Below are 20,299 nucleotides of genomic sequence, written 5' to 3' on the forward strand. Positions count from 1 at the left end.
ATGGCGTGGAACAGTGCATCTTTCGAATCGGTTCTCGCGACGATCGTAGCGGTTCTGTTCGCGGTTGCTGGGTTGGTCAATCTCGCAGGACGCGGCGCGGTGAAGCGCGACTTCGCGCGCTGGGGTTACCCGGCATGGTTTCATTTGCTCTGTGGCGCTCTTGAGCTGTTGTGTGCGGCACTTCTTTTTGGACAACAAACCAGAGTCCTGGGCCTAACGCTGGCCGGTGCGATCCTGGTCGTCGTGCTCTTCACGTTGCTACGAAACCGGGAGCCGTTCCGGCATCTCGCCCCGGCGCTGATCTTCTCGGCTCTCGTTGTGGTTACTGCGGCGCTCCGCGGTTGAGGCTTGCTCGCCACCAGGCGAGTGAGCCCGGGACGCGATGGCTGGCGCCCCGGGTCGCCTGCCGCAGATCACCGCTTTACGTGCCACGGGAAACGGTCCCTCATGCATGGGGCAGCAACCGGCCATCTGCGGACCCTCATCTCAACTGTCGCGCAGACATTGGGACGTCGGTTCGAACGTGTATAACGGCCCTTCGCCGGACCGTGCCATATGCCGGTGCCCAAACATGTTCACGGCGTAGACTGAAAAATGAACAACCTGGTATTGCGCATCGGACATGGATTTCGCACGAAGAAGATTGACGCGTGCAAAGTGTGATTCCAGGAACTCTCGAATGATGTAATTGCTGTAGGGATACGGAAGGGCACCGGTTTGCGGTGCCTGAGGAATTTTAGTGACCGGCGCTCTGGCCGCCGTCGACGTGCAGGATTTCTCCCGTGATGAACGGGGCGGAATCAAGGAACAGAATCGCGTCGGCGATATCGCTCATCTCGCCCATGCGCCCGAGCGGATGGAAGGCGCCCAGCGCTTCATGGGTTTCCGGCGCGTGCATCGGCGACTTGATGATCCCCGGTGCGACGGCATTCACGCGAATACTTTTTTTGGCGTACTCGATCGCCAGCGACTTCGTGGCGGCGTTCAGACCACCCTTCGTCAGGGCTGCCAGTACGGAATACACGCCGCTGATAGCAGCGTCAACGGCGCTGGAGGTCACGCTAACCACGTGGCCGTTCGAATGCTTTTCCATTTCGGCGATGGCGAGTTGCGTGACGTAAAAGAAGCCCGTCATATTCACATTCACCACCGCGGCGTAGTCTTCGGCGGTATGTTGGGTGAAAGGCTTCCGATGTATATGCCGGCGTTGTTCACCAGCGTGTCGATCCGGCCAAATCGTGCGACACCTTCGGAAATGACACGGTGGGCGGTTGCCGGGTCTCCAATATCACCGGCGACGGTCAGGATGTTCGCGTCGTCCGACGGCTTGATCGAACGTGCGGTCGCCACAATGCGGTAGTCGAGCTTGCGAAACGCCTTGACGACTTCGGCGCCTATGCCTTGCGATGCGCCGGTAACGACGACAACCTTTTGTGACGTGCTCATGCTTTACCCAGAAAATTTTTGTTCGCCTTCAACGCCGATCGGGCCGATGGCTCCGATCAAGGCAAATGTAGAGACGTTGATTCAGGTTTCGCATAAACCTGCAATCAACCCTTTTTAGCCTGCGCCAGCCACTGGTCGAGACTGACGCGGCCGATCTGCGCGTCGCCGAGCGGCACGAGCGACTGTTCCTCGACACGACCGCCGTAGTACCGGGCATCGCGATCCGTCACCACCGGGCGTGCGTCGCCTACCGATTTCAGATAACGCGTGACGATCTCCGCGAAGGGCGCGCGGTCTGGGCCGGCGATCTCGACCGTGTCGTTCAGCGGCGCAGCGAGCGCGATCTGCGCGAGGATCGCCGCGACGTCGTCCGCGGCGATCGGCTGAAACAATCCGTCGCCGATGCGCACCGTGCCGCCGTCCGTGCCGAAATCCGCGATACCGCCGATGAACTCCATGAACTGAGTCGCGCGCACGATCGTGTATGGCACGCCCGCCGCTTCGATCACCTCTTCCTGCGCGACCTTGGCAGTGAAATACGCGTTCTCCTGCGTGCGGTCGCAGCCGACGATTGATAACGCGACGTGATGGCGCACCCCTGCGGCTACTTCGGCCTTGCCGAGGTTGCGCGCCGAGGTGCGGAAGAAGTCGAGCACCGCCTGCGGCTCCCATGACGGCGCGTTTGTCACATCTACTACGACGTCCGCGCCCGCGAGCGCGTTGCTCAGGCCGTCGCCCGTAACGCTGTTCACGCCGGTACGCGGCGACGCGGCGAGAGCCTCATGGCCCGCCTCGCTGAGCAGCGTGACGAGACGCGATCCGATCAGGCCGGATCCACCGATTACGACGATTTTCATGGCAGATTCTCCAGATGAGAGTAAATGAACGCGCGGGGCGCTCGGCGGGTGTCGTATCGCATGAAAGTGTTCGCCGCCGTCGCATCGCGTGAGGCTATTGTGGAAGAATCATGCTCTATCGAAAAGTGCCAAGGATTGTCGAACCGACTAGTCCAAGTCGTTGCCACTCCCCTTGTCCGCCAGACCGTCATGACCGTACCGACTCCCGCATTGACCATCGAAATAGATCGGCAGCAGCAGTTGCCGATCTATCAGCAGATCTGCGATCGTTTCAGGACCGCGATCGCCGCGGGGCATCTGCGTCCAGGCGATCGCGTGCCCGCGCTGCGCGGCCTCGCCACGCAGCTGAATACGGCGCGCGGTACGGTCGAGCTCGCCTACACGATCCTCGTCGACGAGGGCTATCTGCAGATGCGCGGCGCGGCGGGCACGTTCGTATCGTCGTCGCTGCCGGCATCGGTGATGCGCTCGTCGCGTGCACAAGGCGTTCAGGACCCGCGCAGTAGGCAAAACGCTGAAGGAAAGGACACGCCGCAGACGTCAGGCGAATCGCGCGGTGGTCAACCGGCGCTGCGCCAGCAGGCCATCGCCGTCGCCATGAGCGGCGAGCCGCGGCCGTTGCAACCAGGGCTGCCCGCGCTCGACGCATTTCCGGGCAAGGTATGGAACCGGCTCGTTGCGCAGCGCGCGCGCAGCGGCGAACGCGCGATGCTCGCGTACCCGGATCCGGCCGGCTACCGGCCGCTGCGCGAACATATCGCCACCTATCTCGGGCTGTCGCGCGGCGTGACCTGCCTGCCGGAACAGGTGTTCGTTACCGGCGGCTACCGTGCGACGCTCGAACTCGTGTTGCGCAGTCTCGCCCGCCCGAACGATCGCGTGTGGTTCGAGGATCCCGGCTATCTGCTCGCGCGCGGTTTTCTGGCCGAGACCGGCGTGCAACTCGTGCCGGTGCCGGTGGATGGCGAAGGGATCGACGTCGAGCGCGGCACACTGCTGGATGCGCAGGCGCGCTTCGCAGTGGTCACGCCGTCGCATCAGAGCCCGCTCGGGCACACGCTGTCGCTCGCACGACGCATGGCGCTGCTGGACTCGGCAGAGAAAGCGTCCCGCTGGATCATCGAAGACGACTACGACAGCGAGTTCCGTTATCTGGGCCGGCCGTTGCCGGCTTTAAAGAGCCTCGACCGGTGCGATCGCGTGATCTATTGCGGCACGTTCAGCAAGGTGATGTTTCCCGGTTTGCGCCTCGCGTATGTGGTGGTGCCAGAGCGGGCCGTCGAGCGCGTCGGGAGGGTGGCGCGCAGCATGAACGCCGGATCGCCGACGCTATTGCAGGCAGCCGTGGCGGATTTCATTGAGCAGGGGCATTTTGCGCGGCATCTGAAGCGGATGCGTGCGTTGTACGGCGAGCGGCGCGTGCTGATCGTGCACGCGCTAGAGCAGGCGTTTGGCGAACGGCTGATTGTCGATTTGCCGCCGGGTGGAATCCAGTTCGCGGTGCAGTTCGCCGAAGGCCCCGATGGCCCGGTCGACGACGTCGCCGTCGCCGCGCGCGCCCGCGAGGCGGGGCTCGCGGTGCTGCCGCTTTCGATCTGGTACGCGAATGGCCGCGCGCGGCACACGCGGCGCGGCCTCGTGATGGGCTTCGCGAACATCGCCGATGCGGGTGAGGCAGGCCGTCTCGCGCGAACGTTGCGCGCGTGTCTGGACGGCTGACGCGCGGGGCATGTGTCCAGATCTCGAATAGGTGCAGCGCGGCAGGCCTTCGCACGATGCGACAAGAACGCTTTCGGAACGCATCCCGTCCGGCGTGCTTTATGCCCTCTGCGCAGCCGTACCCGCCGCCATGCTTGCGCTGCCGGCCGCCTGTGCGGCGAGCGAGGCGAACACCGCGTCGCCGGTAAGTTGGATGCGCGCCGCATCGAGCGCCTCGGCCACCGTCGCTTCGCCCATCACAAGCCCCTGCAGGGGAAGAAACCGCACGCTGTGGATGCCGACCGAGCCGAGTGCATAGCGCAGATACGGCGTCAGGAAATCCGGCTGCCGCGCGCGTTCGCCGCTATGGACACCGCCCGAACCGACGATCACGATGGTCGGCCGGTCGCGCATCAGTCCAACCTTGCCTCCCGGTGTCGCGGCGAACGTGCGATGGATGCGCAGCGTGTAATCGATCCACAGCTTGAGCGCTGCCGGCACCGTGAAGTTGTGCATCGGCGTGTTAATAACGAGTGCATCCGTCGTTTCGATTTCACCGATCAGTTGCTCGGAGACATCGAACTGCGCCTTATCCGGCATGCGCGACGTGATGGCGCGCGCATAGTCGCGGGCGACCGGCGGCAGCGGCGCGGCTGCCAGGTCGCGTTCGATCACTTTGATGGCCGATGCAGCGGGTGCGGCGTGCTCGCGCAGCATGCCGACGATCTCGTCGGCGAAACGGTAGCCGCGGCTCGCCTCGCCGTGCGGACTGGCGTTGATCAGCAAAATTTTCATGACGTGAACTCCGCAGGATCGGAAAGAGGAGTGAGTGGTTCGACGAAGTGCATGCCTCGAGCGAGCAACCCATTGCGGAAATAGAAGCGTTGCGCAAGCGGCATGTGCAGACCCGTGTCGAGCACGAATTGCGCGCAGCCGGCTTCGCGCGCAATCTGCCGTACCGCGTCGAGCAGTTGTGCACCGATGCCGCCACGCTGCAGCCTGCCATCGACAACCAGATCGTCAACATAGACAAAGCGGCCATACAGCAGATTGGTCAGCGTTCGATAACCGGCGAGGCCGACGACGCTGCCCGCGTCGGACGCAGCGAGCAGGCGATAGCCTTCGGCATGCTGCCTGGCCACCTGCGCGGCGAACGAGTGCGCGTCCGTCAGATGCGGGCGCAACTGACGCATGACGTCGAATGCGGGCAGCAGCGAATCGGGCGTGTCGAGGTGAACGAAGCGAAGCGAGGCGGGCATGTGCGTCTCCACGAGGAACGACGCTCACGATACCCAGCGCACGGCCTGGCCGACAGAGCCAAGAATGTGCGACTCGACCAAGCCATCCGGCGGACGCGGTGTGTCGCTAGCCGAATTCGACGCAGTCGCCATGCAAAGCGGTGTCACCGATAGACCTATCGCGTTGCCCACGTGTACGAGCAGTGGGCATTGGGCTGCCCCGGTCCTCGAACCACGCGTGTTCGTCGCCGCCGATCTGGGGCAGATCATCCAGGCATGCTCGCCGAGCGCGGGCGATAGACCTTCGACAGACGCTAGCTCCGCTTTCGCGCAGCCTAGCGTCTGTCGTCAGCTTTCTGTCCGTCTGCTCCGCTTCAAAAAGAGCCATTGATGTCACTGCATCTCGACAGTCTGCTCCGGGTCGAGAGTATGAATTCGCTGACGCAGGATGCTGCCGTTCGGCTGCTCGATGCTGTCATCGTCAGCAATCCGCCACATTGCTGACGTAGAACCCAGCCCGCCCCAATGTCGGCAATGGCCGTCAAGCTTCCATCGAGCGTCCGGCAAGTTACGAAGCGAACCGGCCATTGGAATGACGGCTATCTGCGTTGCGCGAACGGCAACTATTGGCCGAGAGCCGCGGTTCGCAACGCTCGCCGAAAGCGGTGTCGGCTAAACCGTGCTTTCCAGTGAAGGGCAGCTTTGTGGCGCCAGCGCCCACAGGCAGCCGTCGGCCATGAACGGTCATTCGTCGGCACCATTCTTCGGAAGCTCAGGCGGCGGTTCCGTGCAGCAAGCGGCCATTCGATTCGCGACAACGAATGTTGCTTTATTGGCCGTTCGATATCCTGCTATGTGCGCCGCGAAAAGTGGTCTCCAGCGGCCACGACGATGACGAGGGTTCCTACCCATGCATATTGGCAAACGTGCCTACTGACGCGCGACGGTCATCGAGAGAACACTTGATCCACGAGCCTTCGGGGCCGGCGAATCCGGCACCGTGGTTCGACGCGTCTTGCGGCAACACGGCACTTTCGAGGAGAAACATCATGATCAACAGAAGCCGTACTGCGTTCGTGCTGGCGGCGGTTGCGCTCGGCGTTGCGCCGCTGAGCGTTCATGCGGACGAGACGATCCATGTCAAGCTCACGGACAACACGATTCAACTCGATCCCGGCACGGTGAAGGCCGGGCGCGTCACGTTCGAGGTGAACAACGCAACGAACGGCAGTACCGAACATGAGCTCGTGGTGCTGAGGACAGACATGGACGACGCGCATCTGCCCGTCCACAAAGGCCAGGTCACGGAAAGTCGGTTCAGGAAAATGGGCGAGGTGGAGGACTTGGCGCAGGGTTCGACCAAGCGCCTGTCATTGAAGCTTGCGCCAGGACGCTACGTGCTGATTTGCAACCGGCCGGGGCACTATGAGATGGGCATGCACACATCGTTCGTCGTTGCGCGCTGAGGCGAGGCACGCCTGTCCCGCCTTTGCAGCGGATCGATAGCGACAATAGCACTACTTTACAAACGCCTGTGGGAAAGGCTCTGGTCGAGCGGATCAGCCCCTTGATTCCAACGGCCGGAGTTCGACGATGATCAGTCATTCGGCGAGAGAATATCCACCGGCTGCAATGGGTCGAGTGCGGAAATCGGTGCAGGCCGACGATCGCGGAGCCCGGCCAGATCAGCACTTGCGAACTTGGCCATTAAGCCCGTTGCTCGGCTCCGCAGTAGTCGCAGCGTGGAAAAACCGATTGCGCTCGGGCACCGCAGTGATCCATAAGCGAACGTCTATGATGTTGCAAGCAATGTCTGATTATCGTGAAAGTACGTGCCGGCTCTATGCTCGCTTCTTGCAGTCAGAAAGTTTGGGGCGGGGTGATGAGGCGCGCCACTACCGCGTTATGCACTCTCGCAGCGCTGCGAGTGCACCGGCAATAAGGAGACAACGCGGTCTGCGCCGCGTATCAATGTAAATGACGACTACCATTATTTTTTCCCATGCTGCCTGTCTGGATCATCGCCCGGGCCCTGACCATCCGGAATCGCCGGAACGTCTGAAGGTCGTGTTGCGCGCGTTGCAGTTGCCGGAATTTGCGGCGCTGGAATGGCGCGATGCGCCGATGGGAACACTTGATCAGGTGCAATTGATCCACGACCAGGCCTTCGTCGATGAGGTCACGGAGACCGCCCCGCAGCAGGGTTATGTGCCGCTCGATGCGGGCGACACAGTGATGTCGCCAGGCTCCTGGGAAGCCGTGATGCGCTGCGTCGGCGCGGCTTGTGCCGGCGTCGATGCGGTGATGAACGCGCAGGCGCGCAACGCGTTTTGCGCCACGCGTCCGTGTGGTCATCACGCCGAGCCAGCGAGGGCAATGGGTTTTTGCATTTTCAATCAGGCTGCAATCGCTGCGGCTTACGCTCATGAAGTACACAAGCTGGAGCGCGTCGCGGTCGTCGACTTCGACGTCCATCACGGCAATGGCACCCAGGCAGCATTTTTCAATCGCCCGGAGCTGTTTTACGCCTCCAGCCACCAGTCGCCTTTGTATCCCGGTACGGGCGCCGCATCCGAGACCGGCGTGAACCACAACATTGTCAATGTCCCGTTGCCCCGTGGGTGTGATTCGGCACTCTTCCGTGCACGGATCGAGTCCGACATGTTGCCGGCGGTACGCCAGTTCAGCCCCCAACTCATCGTTATTTCGGCAGGCTTCGACGCGCATCGACTGGACCCGCTCGCAAGCCTGAACCTCGAGGACAGCGATTTTCGTTGGATTACCAGTGAGTTGATGCGTATTGCCGATGCGACGTGCGAGGGGCGCATCGTTTCGATTCTGGAAGGGGGTTATAGCCTGGAGGCCCTGGCCACTGGCACGATGGCGCATGTCCGCGCCTTAATGAATGTTGAGGTCGACCGATCAGGCTTACAGGTTACCGGAGCTACGCAGTGACTTCCGGCCGTGACCGGCCAGTTCCTGCCATTCGGCCGCACACGTGGGCGGACATACGGAGGTCGGTTGTGCCCCGGAAAGCGGGTATAGCAACCCTCTCATTTTCGTCCGTGACCGCCCTATGTCCGCCGATTCGGTGCAGGCTTCCCATATGACTGGACTGAATTGCGATTGCTTATGCGGGATACGAAGCGCCATGTCGCTTACCGCGACTCACTGGATCTTGGGGTAGCCGACGTAGTAGATACCGACGACGGCCCCACCGGCGTCACGTATCGGTTCATAGCCCGTTATATAGGGCTTTCCTAGGATGTCGGCTTCGCCATAGTAGGCACCACCGCCGCGAATCGCCGCGAAGGCCTTTCCTTTAGGATCGAGGACAGTGCCAATTGCCCGCGACCCGTCGTCTTTTTGCACGTTTGTTGCAACCCGAACGAAGTCATCGCCGCTCTTCACAAATAACGTGGCAGTCCCACCCTTCTCCTGCTTGACCTCATCGACCACCGTAAAGTCGTTGTTCATTTTCGTCGTACCAAAGTACAAAGCCGGGATCTGTTTGCCGGCAACAGCATCCTCTCCTTTGATCCCCGGCGCGCCCAACTTGGCCGTTTTTGCCTTCAGCAATGCCATAGCTTCCTTCACGTTCGCCGGTGACTGTGCACGACTCATGGTCGGGAGAACAATTGACATTGCAATTGCGTACACCGCTAGCACCAGAAAGCGCTCGATGAAGCCCATTTGTACGTGTCTTGGCATCATGTCGCCCTCCAATCAGTGTTGCCGATGAGGTGGGGCGGCAACATCCCCAGGATGACGGGCTGACTACTCCGTGATCCTGTTCGAGTATAGTGAATGCATTACTGTTTGCTAACACATTAATTTCACTATCATTTTCGCACTACCACGCGTCGACGCATCCTGAGAGTACTCATGATTCTTATACGCAAGTTATGGCTCCGCCGATGGCCAGCCGCTGGCCTTTTCTTAATCTTCGTTGCCATCGGCGGCCGAGCGAAATCCCCTTGTCCAAACTGGGTTGTTACCCCGGCCGGAAGCGCATTTAATGTAGCAGCGCTAATTTCGGACAGCGGTTCTCAGGAAGCAGCCCTCACGAAGGCACGCAACGCATTGGCGCGCATCAATAACGGCGGCGGATGCGTGGCAATCGCCAGCGACCCTGCCGCATGCGACGAAACGATTGCGCTCGCTAAAAAAGCCATAGCGGCCTTGGAAGAATGTGGGGCGCCGAATGCCAATACCAAACCAGCCCCAAAAAACACGCCCCCCTGTCGAGACAGAAAACGAGCTTAGCCCATAGAAAGGCAACTCGACGACACGTATGCCTGAACGAAGCGCTGCGTCGGCCTGGCTCCGGCTGGTTTGACTCGTTGAGCCGCCGTCGTAGCATCGTTCGACGAACGTCGGCAAAGGCCGATGACGTGCCGGACGAACCAGAAATGCGAACGGCCGTTGTACCTCGCAAGCGGCCATTGCAAGTGCTCGGTGACGGCCGGCCGCTTCGGGTCGGCTGCGGTAGTTCGATGTTCGATGGCCCAGTAGTTTGTCTCAACGTGGTACGGGAAACGAACAAACAGGGAGTGCGGCGGCACCTTCAGTCACCATGCAGGAATGCCTTCACTGCCATGAACTCTTCTACCCCGAGAATGAGGATATTCAAGTTCGGGTCGGGCAAAATAACAGACCGGTCGACGGGACAGAGTTTTCCCGTGCGGCCGACGCGTTCGACGATGAACGCGTTGGGCAGGGTGGTTTCGCGACACCGGCCGGGCGGATTGGAACGCCCTGCTCAGACGTAGCACCTCTCAAACAAGCAAGGTTTCCTTGCTTGTTTATCTTTTGGTTAGCCCACGTGTGCGAGGGCGCGTGTCGCGCAAACCTTGGGGCGGCCGGTCGCGCAGCAGCAGGGGCATCAAACGCCGGCTGGCTGTCTGCGCCGCCCACTCGCAATACGCGGCGCTGCCGAGCACCCAACCTTCGAGCGTCGACTGCATCAGGTCATTGACCTCGCGTTCGTCAAGAGACTGTACGCCCAAATCGCGGTAAGCCTGGTGGCGCTCGAACGGCGTATTGCCGAGCGCCCGATAGAGTGGATGGTCCTTGATGAAGTTATCGAAACGTAGCCCGGTGTGGTGCGCGTAGCTAGACCACTGGTAGTTTCCCGGCTCGGCTACAAGGCGGTTGCGCACCGGCGCATGATCGATGACCTGACTCGCGAGCAGGAAATACCGATCGGGCTCAATCACTGTTGCCCGGTACCCGCCACGCCACACCGTACCGCGGCGTCCATGGCGGCGGTTAAAGGTCTCGACATAGCGACGGCCGACCGCCTGCATCGCCACGGCCACGCTCGATTCGTATGAAGGCGTGACGAGGAACTGTATCGCGTCAGGCATGAGTACCCATGCGTGGACTGCCAGATCGGCGACGCGCGCAGCGTCCGCCAGGCAGGCGAGGAAGTACAGGTAGTCTCCTTCGTCCAGGAATGCGGGCTCCGTGAGTCCCTGCAAGATAACGTGCTGCGGTTGTTCTGGGACGTAGTGCCGTGCAAGCCGTGTCATGCTGAATTAAACGGAAATCCGATGTGAGGAAGCGATCCGCGACAGTGCGTCACGCGTGTATAGGACGAAATTCTATCGGTCATATGCGTGCGTTTGCATCACGAACAGGCCTTTTTTCTGGCCTCTTTTCGTTGATTTGCCGATCGCTACAAGCATCTGTTTTTATGCCACCGCTGAATAGCAGCGCCGTGTTATATACCTCCAGACGCTCTGCCCGTGCGCCATCCGGCACCAATACGTCAGGCCGCAGGACGGTACAGCGCTCGAAGCGCCCCTGGTCGCCATTGCATCCCACCTGAAGCCGTCAATCCCAGCGTAATGTGGTTCGCGAATTTCATAGGTACCCAAGCACAACGAGGTGGCAATGCACCGCGCACGAAATGTCGTTAGGCGCTTGTTTTAGTCATATTGTTACGCTCAAATAGCGCCGGTCCGGACAGCGGCGCTATCCCGTCAGCAAGTGTGTTTATATCGACCTTCTGTCTGGCCGATTTTTTGCCCGCTGGCGTCGGATGTGGTGAATTGCTCGCGCTCGCCAAGCCGCGACCGTGACGCTGGGAATCCAAAGAGCGCATCGCACAGGAGCCGGACGCTCACCTAGACCCTCGCGAGCCGCTTTCGGCCAGATGGCGGAACTCGAAGCGCATGCGTCGCGCGCGCACCTACCGAAGCTCGGGCGGCAGACCGGGTTCGGCCAGAAGCGATCCTTCCCAGTCGCATGGCGAACGTCTGCTGATGAGCGACGGCTCGCCATTTGGCGAAAGCGATGGCGGCCGACGGTTCGTCGGACCAGCCAGCTTCATTTTCAAGCGTTGTGTGCGGCGGCTCAGATTTCGACAGACATTCTGGCCGAGACTCCTTCCAATCTGTCTGTTTGCACCACCTGAATTCGCCTATAACAAAAACAGAACAGGTGGTAAACATGCTGCGACCGGCTCTCGAATTGCCTATTGGCTATCCGCAAAGCACCGTCAGCCTCTCGGGCACAAGTCCCGAGGGGACTCTATCCGTCAGTTCGACCCGCCTGCCACGCCACTTCAATCAGCCGGGAGACACGACATGAAGATGATTGGTTTGCTGGGACTGCTGGCGAGTGCCGCTGTGCAGGCTCAGGTCACCCTGCCGTTGCCAGCGGCATACCCGACGCTGCTCGGGGCCTCGTGCGGCGGTGTACATGTGGCCAGCTATGTCACGGGATTCGACGAGAACGGGTATATCCGCGGCGAGGTCTACGCGTGGACCCGCTGCGGCGGATCGGGGCGCGGCGGCGGCTACCAAAGCCAGACCTATCAGGCCTGGCACACCATCGTGTGGGACCTGCGCCAGAACTACAAGCTGCTGCCTTACGACAACGTGGTTCCCGACCCGGCATTCACGGCCACCGATGCATACGGCAACAGCATCCTAGACACCTGTTCCGTTACAACCGATGGACAGCCGGCTTGCATCGCCAGTGCCTATATCTACTATGTTCCGCCCACGATGACGCCGATTTCGGATACCGTCCCCGTCAACCAGGCGTGTGGGCAATCGCCGCCGCCGGACACGGCCGTAGGTGCCAGTTCAACGGTCGGCGTGGGCTTGTCATCCGGACCGGCACAATGAGTTCTAGATAACACCTGTGAGCGTCGACAGGCCACTACGAGTCGCGAATGAATCGACAACCGGCTCGTCCAATGTGTACAGAATAGTCCTTCGTGAGCATGCACGGGAGCGAACATAGGCGGCCTCCAGTTACGTTCGACCAGGCGGAGACGGGCCGAACGGCTGTTATGGAGCGGGGTAGTGACATTCGCAGAAACTAACTGAAGGGCGGGAAAGGGTCGTAGAACAACGCTTAACGCGTGCTGCCCGTCGCGAACATTCTTGCCCTCTCCAGGTCGGCGAAATATCGCACCAGCGGAGAAGGTACTGTGGCGCTCACGCCACCATTCGTACGCTACTCCAGGACAACAAATCGGCAGGCGACAATGCCTTCGAGAAGAGGAAGCCCTGCAGTTCGTCACAACCGATGTTGCGTAGTATGTGAGCCTGATGCTCGCTCTCGACTCCCTCGGCGACCACCCGGAGGCCGAGTTCGTGGCCGAGCTCGATGATTGCCCGAATGATGGCAAGGTCGGCCGGCGCATCAAGCATGTCTTGCACGAACGCACGGTCGATCTTGAGGCGATCAAGCGGAAATCGGTTCAGATAGCTGAGGCTCGAGTAGCCGATACCGAAATCGTCGAGGGAGAGTTTGACTCCAAGCTTGCGGATCGAGTGGATTGTGGCGAGATAGTTCTCCGCATTGTCCATCAGCACCGTCTCGGTAATCTCGAGTTCGAGCCGCTCGGGAGCGACGCGATACCGTTCGAGACTGTTTGCTAGCGTGCTTGTCAGATCCGGATCGCGCAGCTGGATCGCCGACAGGTTGATCGAGACGCGCAAATGCATCAGCCCTTCTGCGTCCCACGCGGCGACCTGCCGGCATGCTTCGTCTATCACCCAGGCGCCGATCGGAATGATGAGCCGCGTATCTTCAGCGACCGGAATAAACTGCGCGGGCGACACCGTGCCGATCTGCGGGCTGCTCCAGCGCAGCAGCCCTTCAACAGCAACCAGTTCGCCCGTGCGCGCATCGACACACGGCTGATACGCAAGCCGGAACTCGTGCATCGCAATCGCGGTGCGCAGGCACGCTTCGAGCTTCAACCGGTGGCGCGCGCGTTCGGCCATGTCGGGCGCGAAGAATTTGACAAGGTTACGTCCCGCTGCTTTCGCCTGGTACATCGCGGCGTCGGCGTTCTGCATCAGGGTCTCGATGTTCTCGCCGTCGTCCGGGAAAAGCGCCACGCCGACACTGCACGACACCGGCAGCGCGACGCCGCCGAGTTCGTGCGGCTGACGCACGAGCGGCAGCAAACGGTCCTCGATCGTTCGGGCAACGTCCGCTACGTTGTTGACGCCGTTGAGAATTACTGTGAACTCGTCCCCGCCGAGGCGGCTAACCGTGTCGTTGCTGCGCACGGCCTGCAAGAGACGCCGCGAGACTGAGCGCAACAGGTTATCGCCGACGTGATGGCCCAGCGAATCGTTGATGTTCTTGAAACGGTCCAGATCTATAAAGAGCACTGCAACACGTTGACCCGTGCGGCGCGCGTTTCCGAGTACGACGCCAAGGCGCTTCACGAACAACTCGCGGTTCGGCAGTTCAGTCAGCACGTCGTGTTCGGCGAGGAACTGGATGCGGGCCTCGCTCTTCTTGCGGTCCGTGATGTCGATCAACGTGCAAATATAGTGCGACAGGTTCGCGCGCCGGTCGCGTACAGCGCTCACCATCAGCCACGCCGGATAGTCGCTGCCCGCCCGCCGCCGCACATGCGCTTCGCCATGCCACGCGCTCAGGCGATCTACGGAATCGATAACGGCAGGGAAAATGTCACCTTGCTCCTGCGCTCCGAAGAGGAAAGCGGGCTCCTTGCCCGCCACGTCGTCGGCGCGATATCCGGTCGCACGATAGAACGATGCGTTGGCAGTCACGAGCCGTCGTTGCGCATCCAGAATCAGAATCGCCTCGGATGAAGCCTCGAACACTTTGGCCCACAACTCGAGGCGTTGCTCCATCAGCTTGATCTGGTTGATTGGGGTGAATGCAGTCAACACCGCGTCGCGCCCCTGGAAGTCGAGGCGCCGCGCCGAGAGCATGGCCCAAGTGGGTTCGCTGCCGGCCGTCCAGCGCACTTCGAATTCGTCTACGGCATCGCGGTCGGAGAGTTGCTGGAAAAAACGCGCGCGCACCTCGGAGTCAAGACCGAAGCCCCAAGGGTCTACCGTGCAGCCATTGAGCCAGGAAAGCGCCGGCCTGTTCGCGTGCAGCACCTCGTGCCCCGGGATCGCCGTGACGACCATCGGCACTGGCGTCGCCTCTACGAGTGCGTATTGCGCGGCCGACGCGCGCGCTGTTGCTGCAAGCTCTTTCTGCACGTCGCGCTCGCGGTCAAGCTGCGCGAGCATATCGTTGAAACCCCTTACGAGCTGGCCGATCTCATCCTGGCTATGCCAGTTGGCGCGCAGCGAGTGGTCACCTGTGCGGCGCACGGTATCCATCACGCGCGCGAGTTGGCGCAAGGGTCGGGAGATCTGTTGGGCGACGAAGTACACCATGCTCAGGATCGCGCACAGTAGGAAGAGTGCCGTTCCGAGGTGCAGCCACATTCGCGCAAAAAGGCCGCGCACGCGCTCATGCAGAAGTCTTTCGAGCTGACTGCCGGTCATACTCCACGCGTCGCTTACACTCATTACCACGCGCTGCTGTGCGGCATCGAGCGCGGCCAGCGTGAGCGCATCCGCACCGGCGTCGACTGCGGCGCGAGCCACACGGCGATACGCGTCGATCGCGGCGAGCATGCGATCGACCGGCGCTCCAATCGTGCCGGTCAGTGTGCCGTTTGCGGCCGAAGCTTCCGCATAGTCCGAGCGCAGCCCCTGCAACACTGCATCGAGTTGCCCCTCCAGCACGAGGTAGCGGGTCCGCATTTCGTCGCGGCTCATCGGTGCGGCGCGAAGACTCGCGCCGGCATCGTGCAGGTGGCGGCCGATCCGGTTGACGTCGCCGAGCAGTTCCGGGTAGCGCAGAATCGACAGCGACATCGAATAGTAGCTGTCGAGGTCCGGATCCAGAATCAGGTTCGACTGGTTACCGACCCTGGTCACCAGTGCGCGCGTCGCCTCGAGACCGCCGTCCACCGTCGCTGCGCTCGCATGCGGCGCCGGGCTGGCTGCAAGTGCATGGCGTACCCGTTCATTGATCGCTGCGCTTTGCATGTTCGCGCCAAAGCGGTGCTCGGCGTCGGCGAGTCTGCTGGCAGTGCGCTGCAATCGGGCCGCAGTCTGCGGTTGCCCGGCCCCCGCGAGTGCGAAGTCGATAAGCGCGTCATGCACGGCCGCGACGTAGGCATTGCCGATCAGCTCCTTGTTGGAGAAGTCAATTGCGATGTACTTCTCGTGGATCAGGATACCGCTGATGTAAAGCACGGCGCTCAGGTCGAGCAGATAGATCAACAGCAGCTTGCGGCCGACACGAAGACGTCCGAGAAACCGGAAGAACAGATTGCGTTTCATGGGCGCGGCCTCTCGATCGCAAAGGATGCGTCATAGGTGCGGTAAGCCAGACGTTTCACTGCGTTTCTCCGTGCAGGGAACGTCGGACCTGTTCAGACCCGACGGCGGGAAAAGCCCCTGATCACACTATCGACCGGTAGAGGAGCTTCTTTAGTCTTTGCTTAAAAATCCCCGGAACGGTGCCAGAAACGCGTCAACACGGTGCGGATATTTCGATCAAGGCTCTTTTTAGGGGAATCACACAATGGCGATGACGCCCGATTGCGGTTCGCTGTATGCCAACCTCCTGCGCCTCCGTGCAAACATTTGTGCGCGCTGGGACAAGTATGCGGAATTTCGTCTGTCTACCCTTGCGCTGGTGCGATGCAACAAGGCGTACATGGTGTGGGCCATTGACATCTGCCGCTCAGGGAGTTCCGGGATGCATACCAATCTTGTCGATCACGGGCACGGAGTCTTGCGCGCAAGCGGTCTTGCCCGCCGCTGGCGCGAGCTGGTTCTTGGCGCCGTCAGTCTGCTGGCGCTGCTGATCTCGGGTCACGCACAGGCTGCCGCGCCGGCGCCTGCCGAATGCGCGGCACTACAGGCGAAATACCCGCAATTCAAGGGCAAGACGCTAATCAACGCGATCAACCCGCACACGCCGGGCTATGAAGCGCTGGACCCGAACGACCCGAGTAAATACATCGGCTTCGACATCGACCTCGGCGACGCGATCGGCAACTGTCTCGGCTTCAAGATGGCGTACAAGCCCGTCTCGTTCGCGGCGCTGCTGACCACGCTGCAAAGCGGCCAGGCCGACATCGTGATCTCCGACATCTATGCGACCGAAGAGCGCGCGAAGGCGGCGGACTTCATCACCTATTCGAAAGTGTTCGACGGCGTGCTCGTCGCGAAGGGAAATCCGAAGAAGATCAGCGGCATCAACCCGACAATGTGCGGCACCACTGCTGCAGAGAACACCGGCTACGTTGAAGTGCCGCTGATCCAGAATCTTGCGCCGGCCTGCAAGGCGGCGAACAAGTCGGAAGCGGCCGTGCAGCTGTATGACAACAACGCGAACGCGATCCAGGCGATTCTCTCGGGCCGCGCCGACACGTACATCAACGATGTGAACACGGTGGACCAGGCAGTCAAGGCGTATCCGAACCAACTCGAAAAGGCCAATGCAGTGACGCTGCCGTATTCGATCGGTATCGGCGTTCCGAAAACCAATCCGGCAATGCGTGCAGCCGTGATGGCAGCGCTTGTCGCGATTCAGAAGGCCGGCATCCAGACCGACTTGCTGAAGAAGTGGTCGCTCGGTGTTGAAAACCTCGAAACCCCCAAGCTGATTGCCTCGAATTGATGAATTTGTTTCTGCACTATCTCGGCCTGCCGTATCTGCTAAGCGGCATCGGTTTTACGATCGCAGTCACGGCCCTCGGGCTCGCGGGCGGTCTGATCGTGGGACTGGTGCTCGCGAGCATGCAACTGAGCAAGGTGGGGCCGCTCGCTGCGATCGCGCGCGGCTACACAGTGATTTTTCGCGGCACGCCGCTGATCCTGCAACTCGTGTTCGCGTACGACGCGCTGCCGCATATCGGGCTGAAGTTGAGCGCGATGGGCGCAGCGGGTCTCGCGCTCGCGGCGAACGAGGGGCCGTTCATCGCGGAGATCCTGCGCGCCGGCGTGCTCGGCGTCGACCGCGGGCAACTGCTCGCGGGGCAGGCGCTCGGCATGACGCCGACCGTGCTGCTGCGCCGCGTGATCGCGCCGCAGGCCATCCGCACCATGATACCGGCGCTCGGGAACGAGTCGGTCAGCGCGTTGAAGAACTCGTCGCTGGCCTCCGTGATCGCGGTCGACGAACTGACCTTGCGCAGCACCCAGCTCGCGTCGTCGACGTTCGATTTCTTTTCGATCTTCTTCGCGTCCGGGCTGATGTATCTCGTGCTGACCGGCGTGATCGCCGCGATCCAGCTGTTCGCCGAAACCGCGCTCGATCTCGATCGCAGCCCGTCCGGGCGCTTCGCACGGCTGCTGCCGTGGCGCCGTGCCGGGATTGCGGCGAACTCGCCCGGCGCGGGCCCGACGTTACCCGTCGATTCGCCTTTCGAACCGGCGCCGTCGCCCATGCCCAACGCGGGTGACGTTCACGCGGCGCGCGCGCAGCGCTACACGGCGCTCCAAAAGCAGAGCGCGACCGTGCAGGTGAAGGGTCTGAGCAAGCGTTACGGTGAGCAGACGGTGCTCGACGGCTTCGACCTCACAGTCCGCTTCGGCGAGGTTATCGCGCTGCTCGGACCGAGCGGATCGGGCAAAAGCACGCTGCTGCGCTGTATCAATCACCTGGAGCAGTGGGATTCGGGGGAAATCCGCATCGCCGGCAAGCGCCTCGGTTTTCGGGTCGACGGTCAGCAGATGACTCAGGGCGATATCGCCAACGAACGTGCGAGTGCCGGCGTCGGCATGGTGTTCCAGCATTTCAACCTGTTCAGTCATCTGACGGCGTGCGAGAACATCGCGGGGCCGCTGCGCTGGGTGCACGGCATGGCGCCCGCCGATGCCGAGCGCCGCGCGCGTGAACTGCTCGAACGCGTCGGCCTCAGTCATCGCGCCGATGCGTTGCCGCGCCATCTGTCCGGTGGCCAGCAGCAGCGCGTCGCGATCGCCCGCGCGCTTGCGCCCAATCCTCGCGTGCTGCTGCTCGACGAACCGACTTCCGCGCTCGACCCCGAACTCGTCGGCGAAGTACTCGATGTGATCCAGCGGCTCGTGGACGAAGGCGGTCTGACGATGATCATCTCAACGCACCAGTTACGCTTCGCCGATCAGGTCGCCGATCGCGTCGTGTTCATGAGCGGCGGCGCGGTGGTCGAACAGGGGCCTGCGCATGAAGTGCTCACACATCCGCGCCATCCGTTGACGGCGCGATTCCTGAGCGTGATGGGCGCCGACGACCGGCTCGAAGTCGCGTCGTGACGGCACGCGCCATTCAGCATCGCCCGGCCCTTTGCGCCCGGCGCCTTATGAGGTTCGAACGAACATGAAGCACCATACCCTCCCCGTGTCGCCCGAAACGGTTCATTGGGGTTACTTCAGCAAAAAAGTCGAGCCCGCGTTGACGGTGCGCTCCGGCGACCGGATCACGATCGAGACGCTGACACACCATGCGAACGACGATCACGAACGGATGGTCGCGGGCGACCCAGGCGCCGAAAGCATCTTTCACTGGACCCGCGAGCACAAGGCCATGCCGCGCCGCGGTGCGGGGCCAACCGATGGACCCTTTACGCTAGGTTCCGGCGAAGGTATCGGCGTGCATCTGCTGACCGGGCCGGTCGCGATTGAAGGGGCCGAGCCCGGCGACGTGCTCGAAGTGCGGATTCTCGACGTACGGCCGAGGCCGAGCTGCAATGCGTGTTATCGCGGCCGTTGTTTCGGTTCGAACGTCGCCGCATCCTGGGGCTTCCACTATCGCGATCTGATCGAGGAGCCGAAGCCGCGTGAAGTCGTGACGATCTTCGAGCTCGATACCTCCGGCGAGCCGTTCGCACGTGCGGTCTACAACTACGTATGGACGCCGCAGACCGATCCGGACGGCGTCGTTCATGCGATGATCGATTATCCGGGCGTGATGGTCGATCATTCGCTGGTCAAGAAGCGCGAGAACATTCTGTCGAACGTGAAGGTGCCGGCCAGGCTGCATTTCGGCACGATGGGGCTGGCGCCGACGGAGGCCGAATACGTCAGCTCCAATCCACCCAGCTACACTGGCGGCAATATCGACGACTGGCGTGTCGGCAAGGGGGCGCGGATGTATTACCCGGTCGCCGTCGAAGGCGCATTCTTTTCGGTCGGCGATCCGCATGCGGCTCAGGGCGACAGCGAGCTCGGCGGTACCGCGATCGAGACCTCGCTGACGGGCGACTTCGAATTCGTGCTGCACAAGAAGAACGACCTGGGCGGCACGATCCTCGAAGGCCTCACGCACCCGATGCTGGAAACCGACGACCAATGGTCGGTGTACGGCTTCACCTTCCCGAACTACCTGGCGGAGCTCGGCCCGGCCGGACAGATCGAGGTGGCACAGCACTCCAGCCTCGACAAGGCGATGCGCGACGCGTTCCGCAAGCTGCGCCGCTTCCTGATGACCGTGCACAGGCTGAGCGAGGACGAGGCCATCGCGCTGATGTCGGTCGCCGCGGATTTCGGCGTCACGCAAGTCGTCGACGGCAACTGGGGCGTGCATGGCTCGATTCGCAAGAACGTCTTCGTCGACGGCGTGGGGGGCTGAGCGTTCCCATGCGGGCCGCGGGGCGATGTGGGGGGCCCACATGGGCTGGCGTGCCAGATGCGTCGGCACGGTGCGTATGCGCGCTGCTGGTGCAGCATCGCGCACGACTGTGGCGGCCTCGCGCGCGCTGCCGCTCAGGGCCGGGGA

At 61.9% G+C, this 20,299-nt stretch carries 12 protein-coding genes and 3 pseudogenes; 8 read left to right on the forward strand and 7 right to left on the reverse strand.

All coding sequences use genetic code 11. The features are described 5' to 3' along the window. The gene (locus SB772_RS18160) at positions 1-345 is read left to right on the forward strand and encodes a DoxX family protein (protein WP_410834609.1); all 345 of its coding nucleotides are present in this window, start codon (positions 1-3) and stop codon (positions 343-345) included. 391 nt (positions 346-736) lie between these two features. On the opposite strand, the pseudogene SB772_RS18165 reads toward SB772_RS18160, so the two are convergent. After that, positions 737-1,446 (reverse strand): annotated as a pseudogene (locus SB772_RS18165) (SDR family NAD(P)-dependent oxidoreductase). Between the two features lie 104 nt (positions 1,447-1,550). Next, a complete protein-coding gene (locus SB772_RS18170) occupies positions 1,551-2,303 on the reverse strand; it encodes an SDR family oxidoreductase (protein ID WP_410834610.1) in 753 nt (250 codons plus the stop codon). Positions 2,304-2,492: 189 nt separating this feature from the next. On the opposite strand from SB772_RS18170, the gene SB772_RS18175 reads away from it, so the two are divergent. Then, a complete protein-coding gene (locus tag SB772_RS18175) occupies positions 2,493-4,022 on the forward strand; it encodes a PLP-dependent aminotransferase family protein (RefSeq protein ID WP_410834611.1) in 1,530 nt (509 codons plus the stop codon). Between the two features lie 99 nt (positions 4,023-4,121). Here the strand turns inward: SB772_RS18175 and SB772_RS18180 are convergent, their stop codons facing one another. Both SB772_RS18180 and SB772_RS18185 read right to left on the reverse strand, forming a co-directional pair. After that, a complete protein-coding gene (locus tag SB772_RS18180) occupies positions 4,122-4,796 on the reverse strand; it encodes an FMN-dependent NADH-azoreductase (RefSeq protein ID WP_410834612.1) in 675 nt (224 codons plus the stop codon). After that, positions 4,793-5,260, reverse strand: a complete 468-nt coding sequence (locus SB772_RS18185; RefSeq protein ID WP_410834613.1) for a GNAT family N-acetyltransferase — start codon at positions 5,258-5,260, stop codon at positions 4,793-4,795. The genes SB772_RS18180 and SB772_RS18185 overlap by 4 nt, the downstream gene beginning before the upstream one ends. 1,028 nt (positions 5,261-6,288) lie before the next feature. On the opposite strand from SB772_RS18185, the gene SB772_RS18190 reads away from it, so the two are divergent. Together SB772_RS18190 and SB772_RS18195 are read left to right on the forward strand one after the other, a co-directional pair. Then, positions 6,289-6,705: a cupredoxin domain-containing protein gene (locus SB772_RS18190; RefSeq protein WP_410834614.1), complete on the forward strand. Its 417-nt coding sequence runs from the start codon at positions 6,289-6,291 to the stop codon at positions 6,703-6,705. Positions 6,706-7,216: 511 nt separating this feature from the next. Continuing rightward, positions 7,217-8,194 (forward strand): histone deacetylase family protein, encoded by a 978-nt coding sequence (locus SB772_RS18195; protein WP_410834615.1) that lies wholly within the window; start codon positions 7,217-7,219, stop codon positions 8,192-8,194. Between the two features lie 213 nt (positions 8,195-8,407). On the opposite strand, the gene SB772_RS18200 is transcribed toward SB772_RS18195, so the two are convergent. Together SB772_RS18200 and SB772_RS18205 are read right to left on the reverse strand one after the other, a co-directional pair. Further along, entirely contained in the window at positions 8,408-8,953 is a 546-nt protein-coding gene (locus tag SB772_RS18200; protein ID WP_410834616.1) for a Cache 3/Cache 2 fusion domain-containing protein, read from the reverse strand. A 1,102-nt stretch (positions 8,954-10,055) separates the two neighbouring features. Beyond that, positions 10,056-10,773 (reverse strand): annotated as a pseudogene (locus SB772_RS18205) (transposase). Between the two features lie 1,059 nt (positions 10,774-11,832). On the opposite strand from SB772_RS18205, the gene SB772_RS18210 reads away from it, so the two are divergent. Continuing rightward, entirely contained in the window at positions 11,833-12,378 is a 546-nt protein-coding gene (locus SB772_RS18210) for a hypothetical protein (RefSeq protein WP_410834617.1), read from the forward strand. Between the two features lie 315 nt (positions 12,379-12,693). Here the strand turns inward: SB772_RS18210 and SB772_RS18215 are convergent, their stop codons facing one another. Further along, entirely contained in the window at positions 12,694-15,873 is a 3,180-nt protein-coding gene (locus SB772_RS18215; protein WP_410834618.1) for an EAL domain-containing protein, read from the reverse strand. 421 nt (positions 15,874-16,294) lie between these two features. Here SB772_RS18215 and SB772_RS18220 point away from each other — a divergent pair, with 421 nt between their 5' ends. The 3 genes and pseudogenes from SB772_RS18220 to SB772_RS18230 all read left to right on the forward strand — a co-directional run. Continuing rightward, positions 16,295-17,221, forward strand: coding sequence for an ABC transporter substrate-binding protein (locus SB772_RS18220; RefSeq protein ID WP_410834619.1), 927 nt, complete (start codon positions 16,295-16,297; stop codon positions 17,219-17,221). Further along, entirely contained in the window at positions 17,221-18,837 is a 1,617-nt protein-coding gene (locus SB772_RS18225) for an amino acid ABC transporter permease/ATP-binding protein (RefSeq protein ID WP_410834620.1), read from the forward strand. The genes SB772_RS18220 and SB772_RS18225 overlap by 1 nt, the downstream gene beginning before the upstream one ends. Positions 18,838-18,865: 28 nt before the next feature. Next, positions 18,866-20,152, forward strand: a pseudogene (locus SB772_RS18230) (acetamidase/formamidase family protein); the annotation flags it as partial. Between the last annotated feature and the right edge of the window lie 147 nt (positions 20,153-20,299).

It is taken from the genome of Paraburkholderia sp. SIMBA_030, from assembly GCF_046535245.1.
Classification (GTDB): Bacteria; Pseudomonadota; Gammaproteobacteria; order Burkholderiales; family Burkholderiaceae; genus Paraburkholderia.

Coding starts and splice junctions, on each gene's coding strand:
- SB772_RS18225 (WP_410834620.1), top strand. CDS start 17,221: ATGAATTTGTTTCTGCACTATCTCGGCCTGCCGTATCTGCTAAGCGGC.
- SB772_RS18210 (WP_410834617.1), top strand. CDS start 11,833: ATGAAGATGATTGGTTTGCTGGGACTGCTGGCGAGTGCCGCTGTGCAG.
- SB772_RS18175 (WP_410834611.1), top strand. CDS start 2,493: ATGACCGTACCGACTCCCGCATTGACCATCGAAATAGATCGGCAGCAG.
- SB772_RS18180 (WP_410834612.1), bottom strand. CDS start 4,796: ATGAAAATTTTGCTGATCAACGCCAGTCCGCACGGCGAGGCGAGCCGC.
- SB772_RS18185 (WP_410834613.1), bottom strand. CDS start 5,260: ATGCCCGCCTCGCTTCGCTTCGTTCACCTCGACACGCCCGATTCGCTG.
- SB772_RS18220 (WP_410834619.1), top strand. CDS start 16,295: ATGCATACCAATCTTGTCGATCACGGGCACGGAGTCTTGCGCGCAAGC.
- SB772_RS18200 (WP_410834616.1), bottom strand. CDS start 8,953: ATGATGCCAAGACACGTACAAATGGGCTTCATCGAGCGCTTTCTGGTG.
- SB772_RS18215 (WP_410834618.1), bottom strand. CDS start 15,873: ATGAAACGCAATCTGTTCTTCCGGTTTCTCGGACGTCTTCGTGTCGGC.
- SB772_RS18190 (WP_410834614.1), top strand. CDS start 6,289: ATGATCAACAGAAGCCGTACTGCGTTCGTGCTGGCGGCGGTTGCGCTC.
- SB772_RS18170 (WP_410834610.1), bottom strand. CDS start 2,303: ATGAAAATCGTCGTAATCGGTGGATCCGGCCTGATCGGATCGCGTCTC.
- SB772_RS18160 (WP_410834609.1), top strand. CDS start 1: ATGGCGTGGAACAGTGCATCTTTCGAATCGGTTCTCGCGACGATCGTA.
- SB772_RS18195 (WP_410834615.1), top strand. CDS start 7,217: ATGACGACTACCATTATTTTTTCCCATGCTGCCTGTCTGGATCATCGC.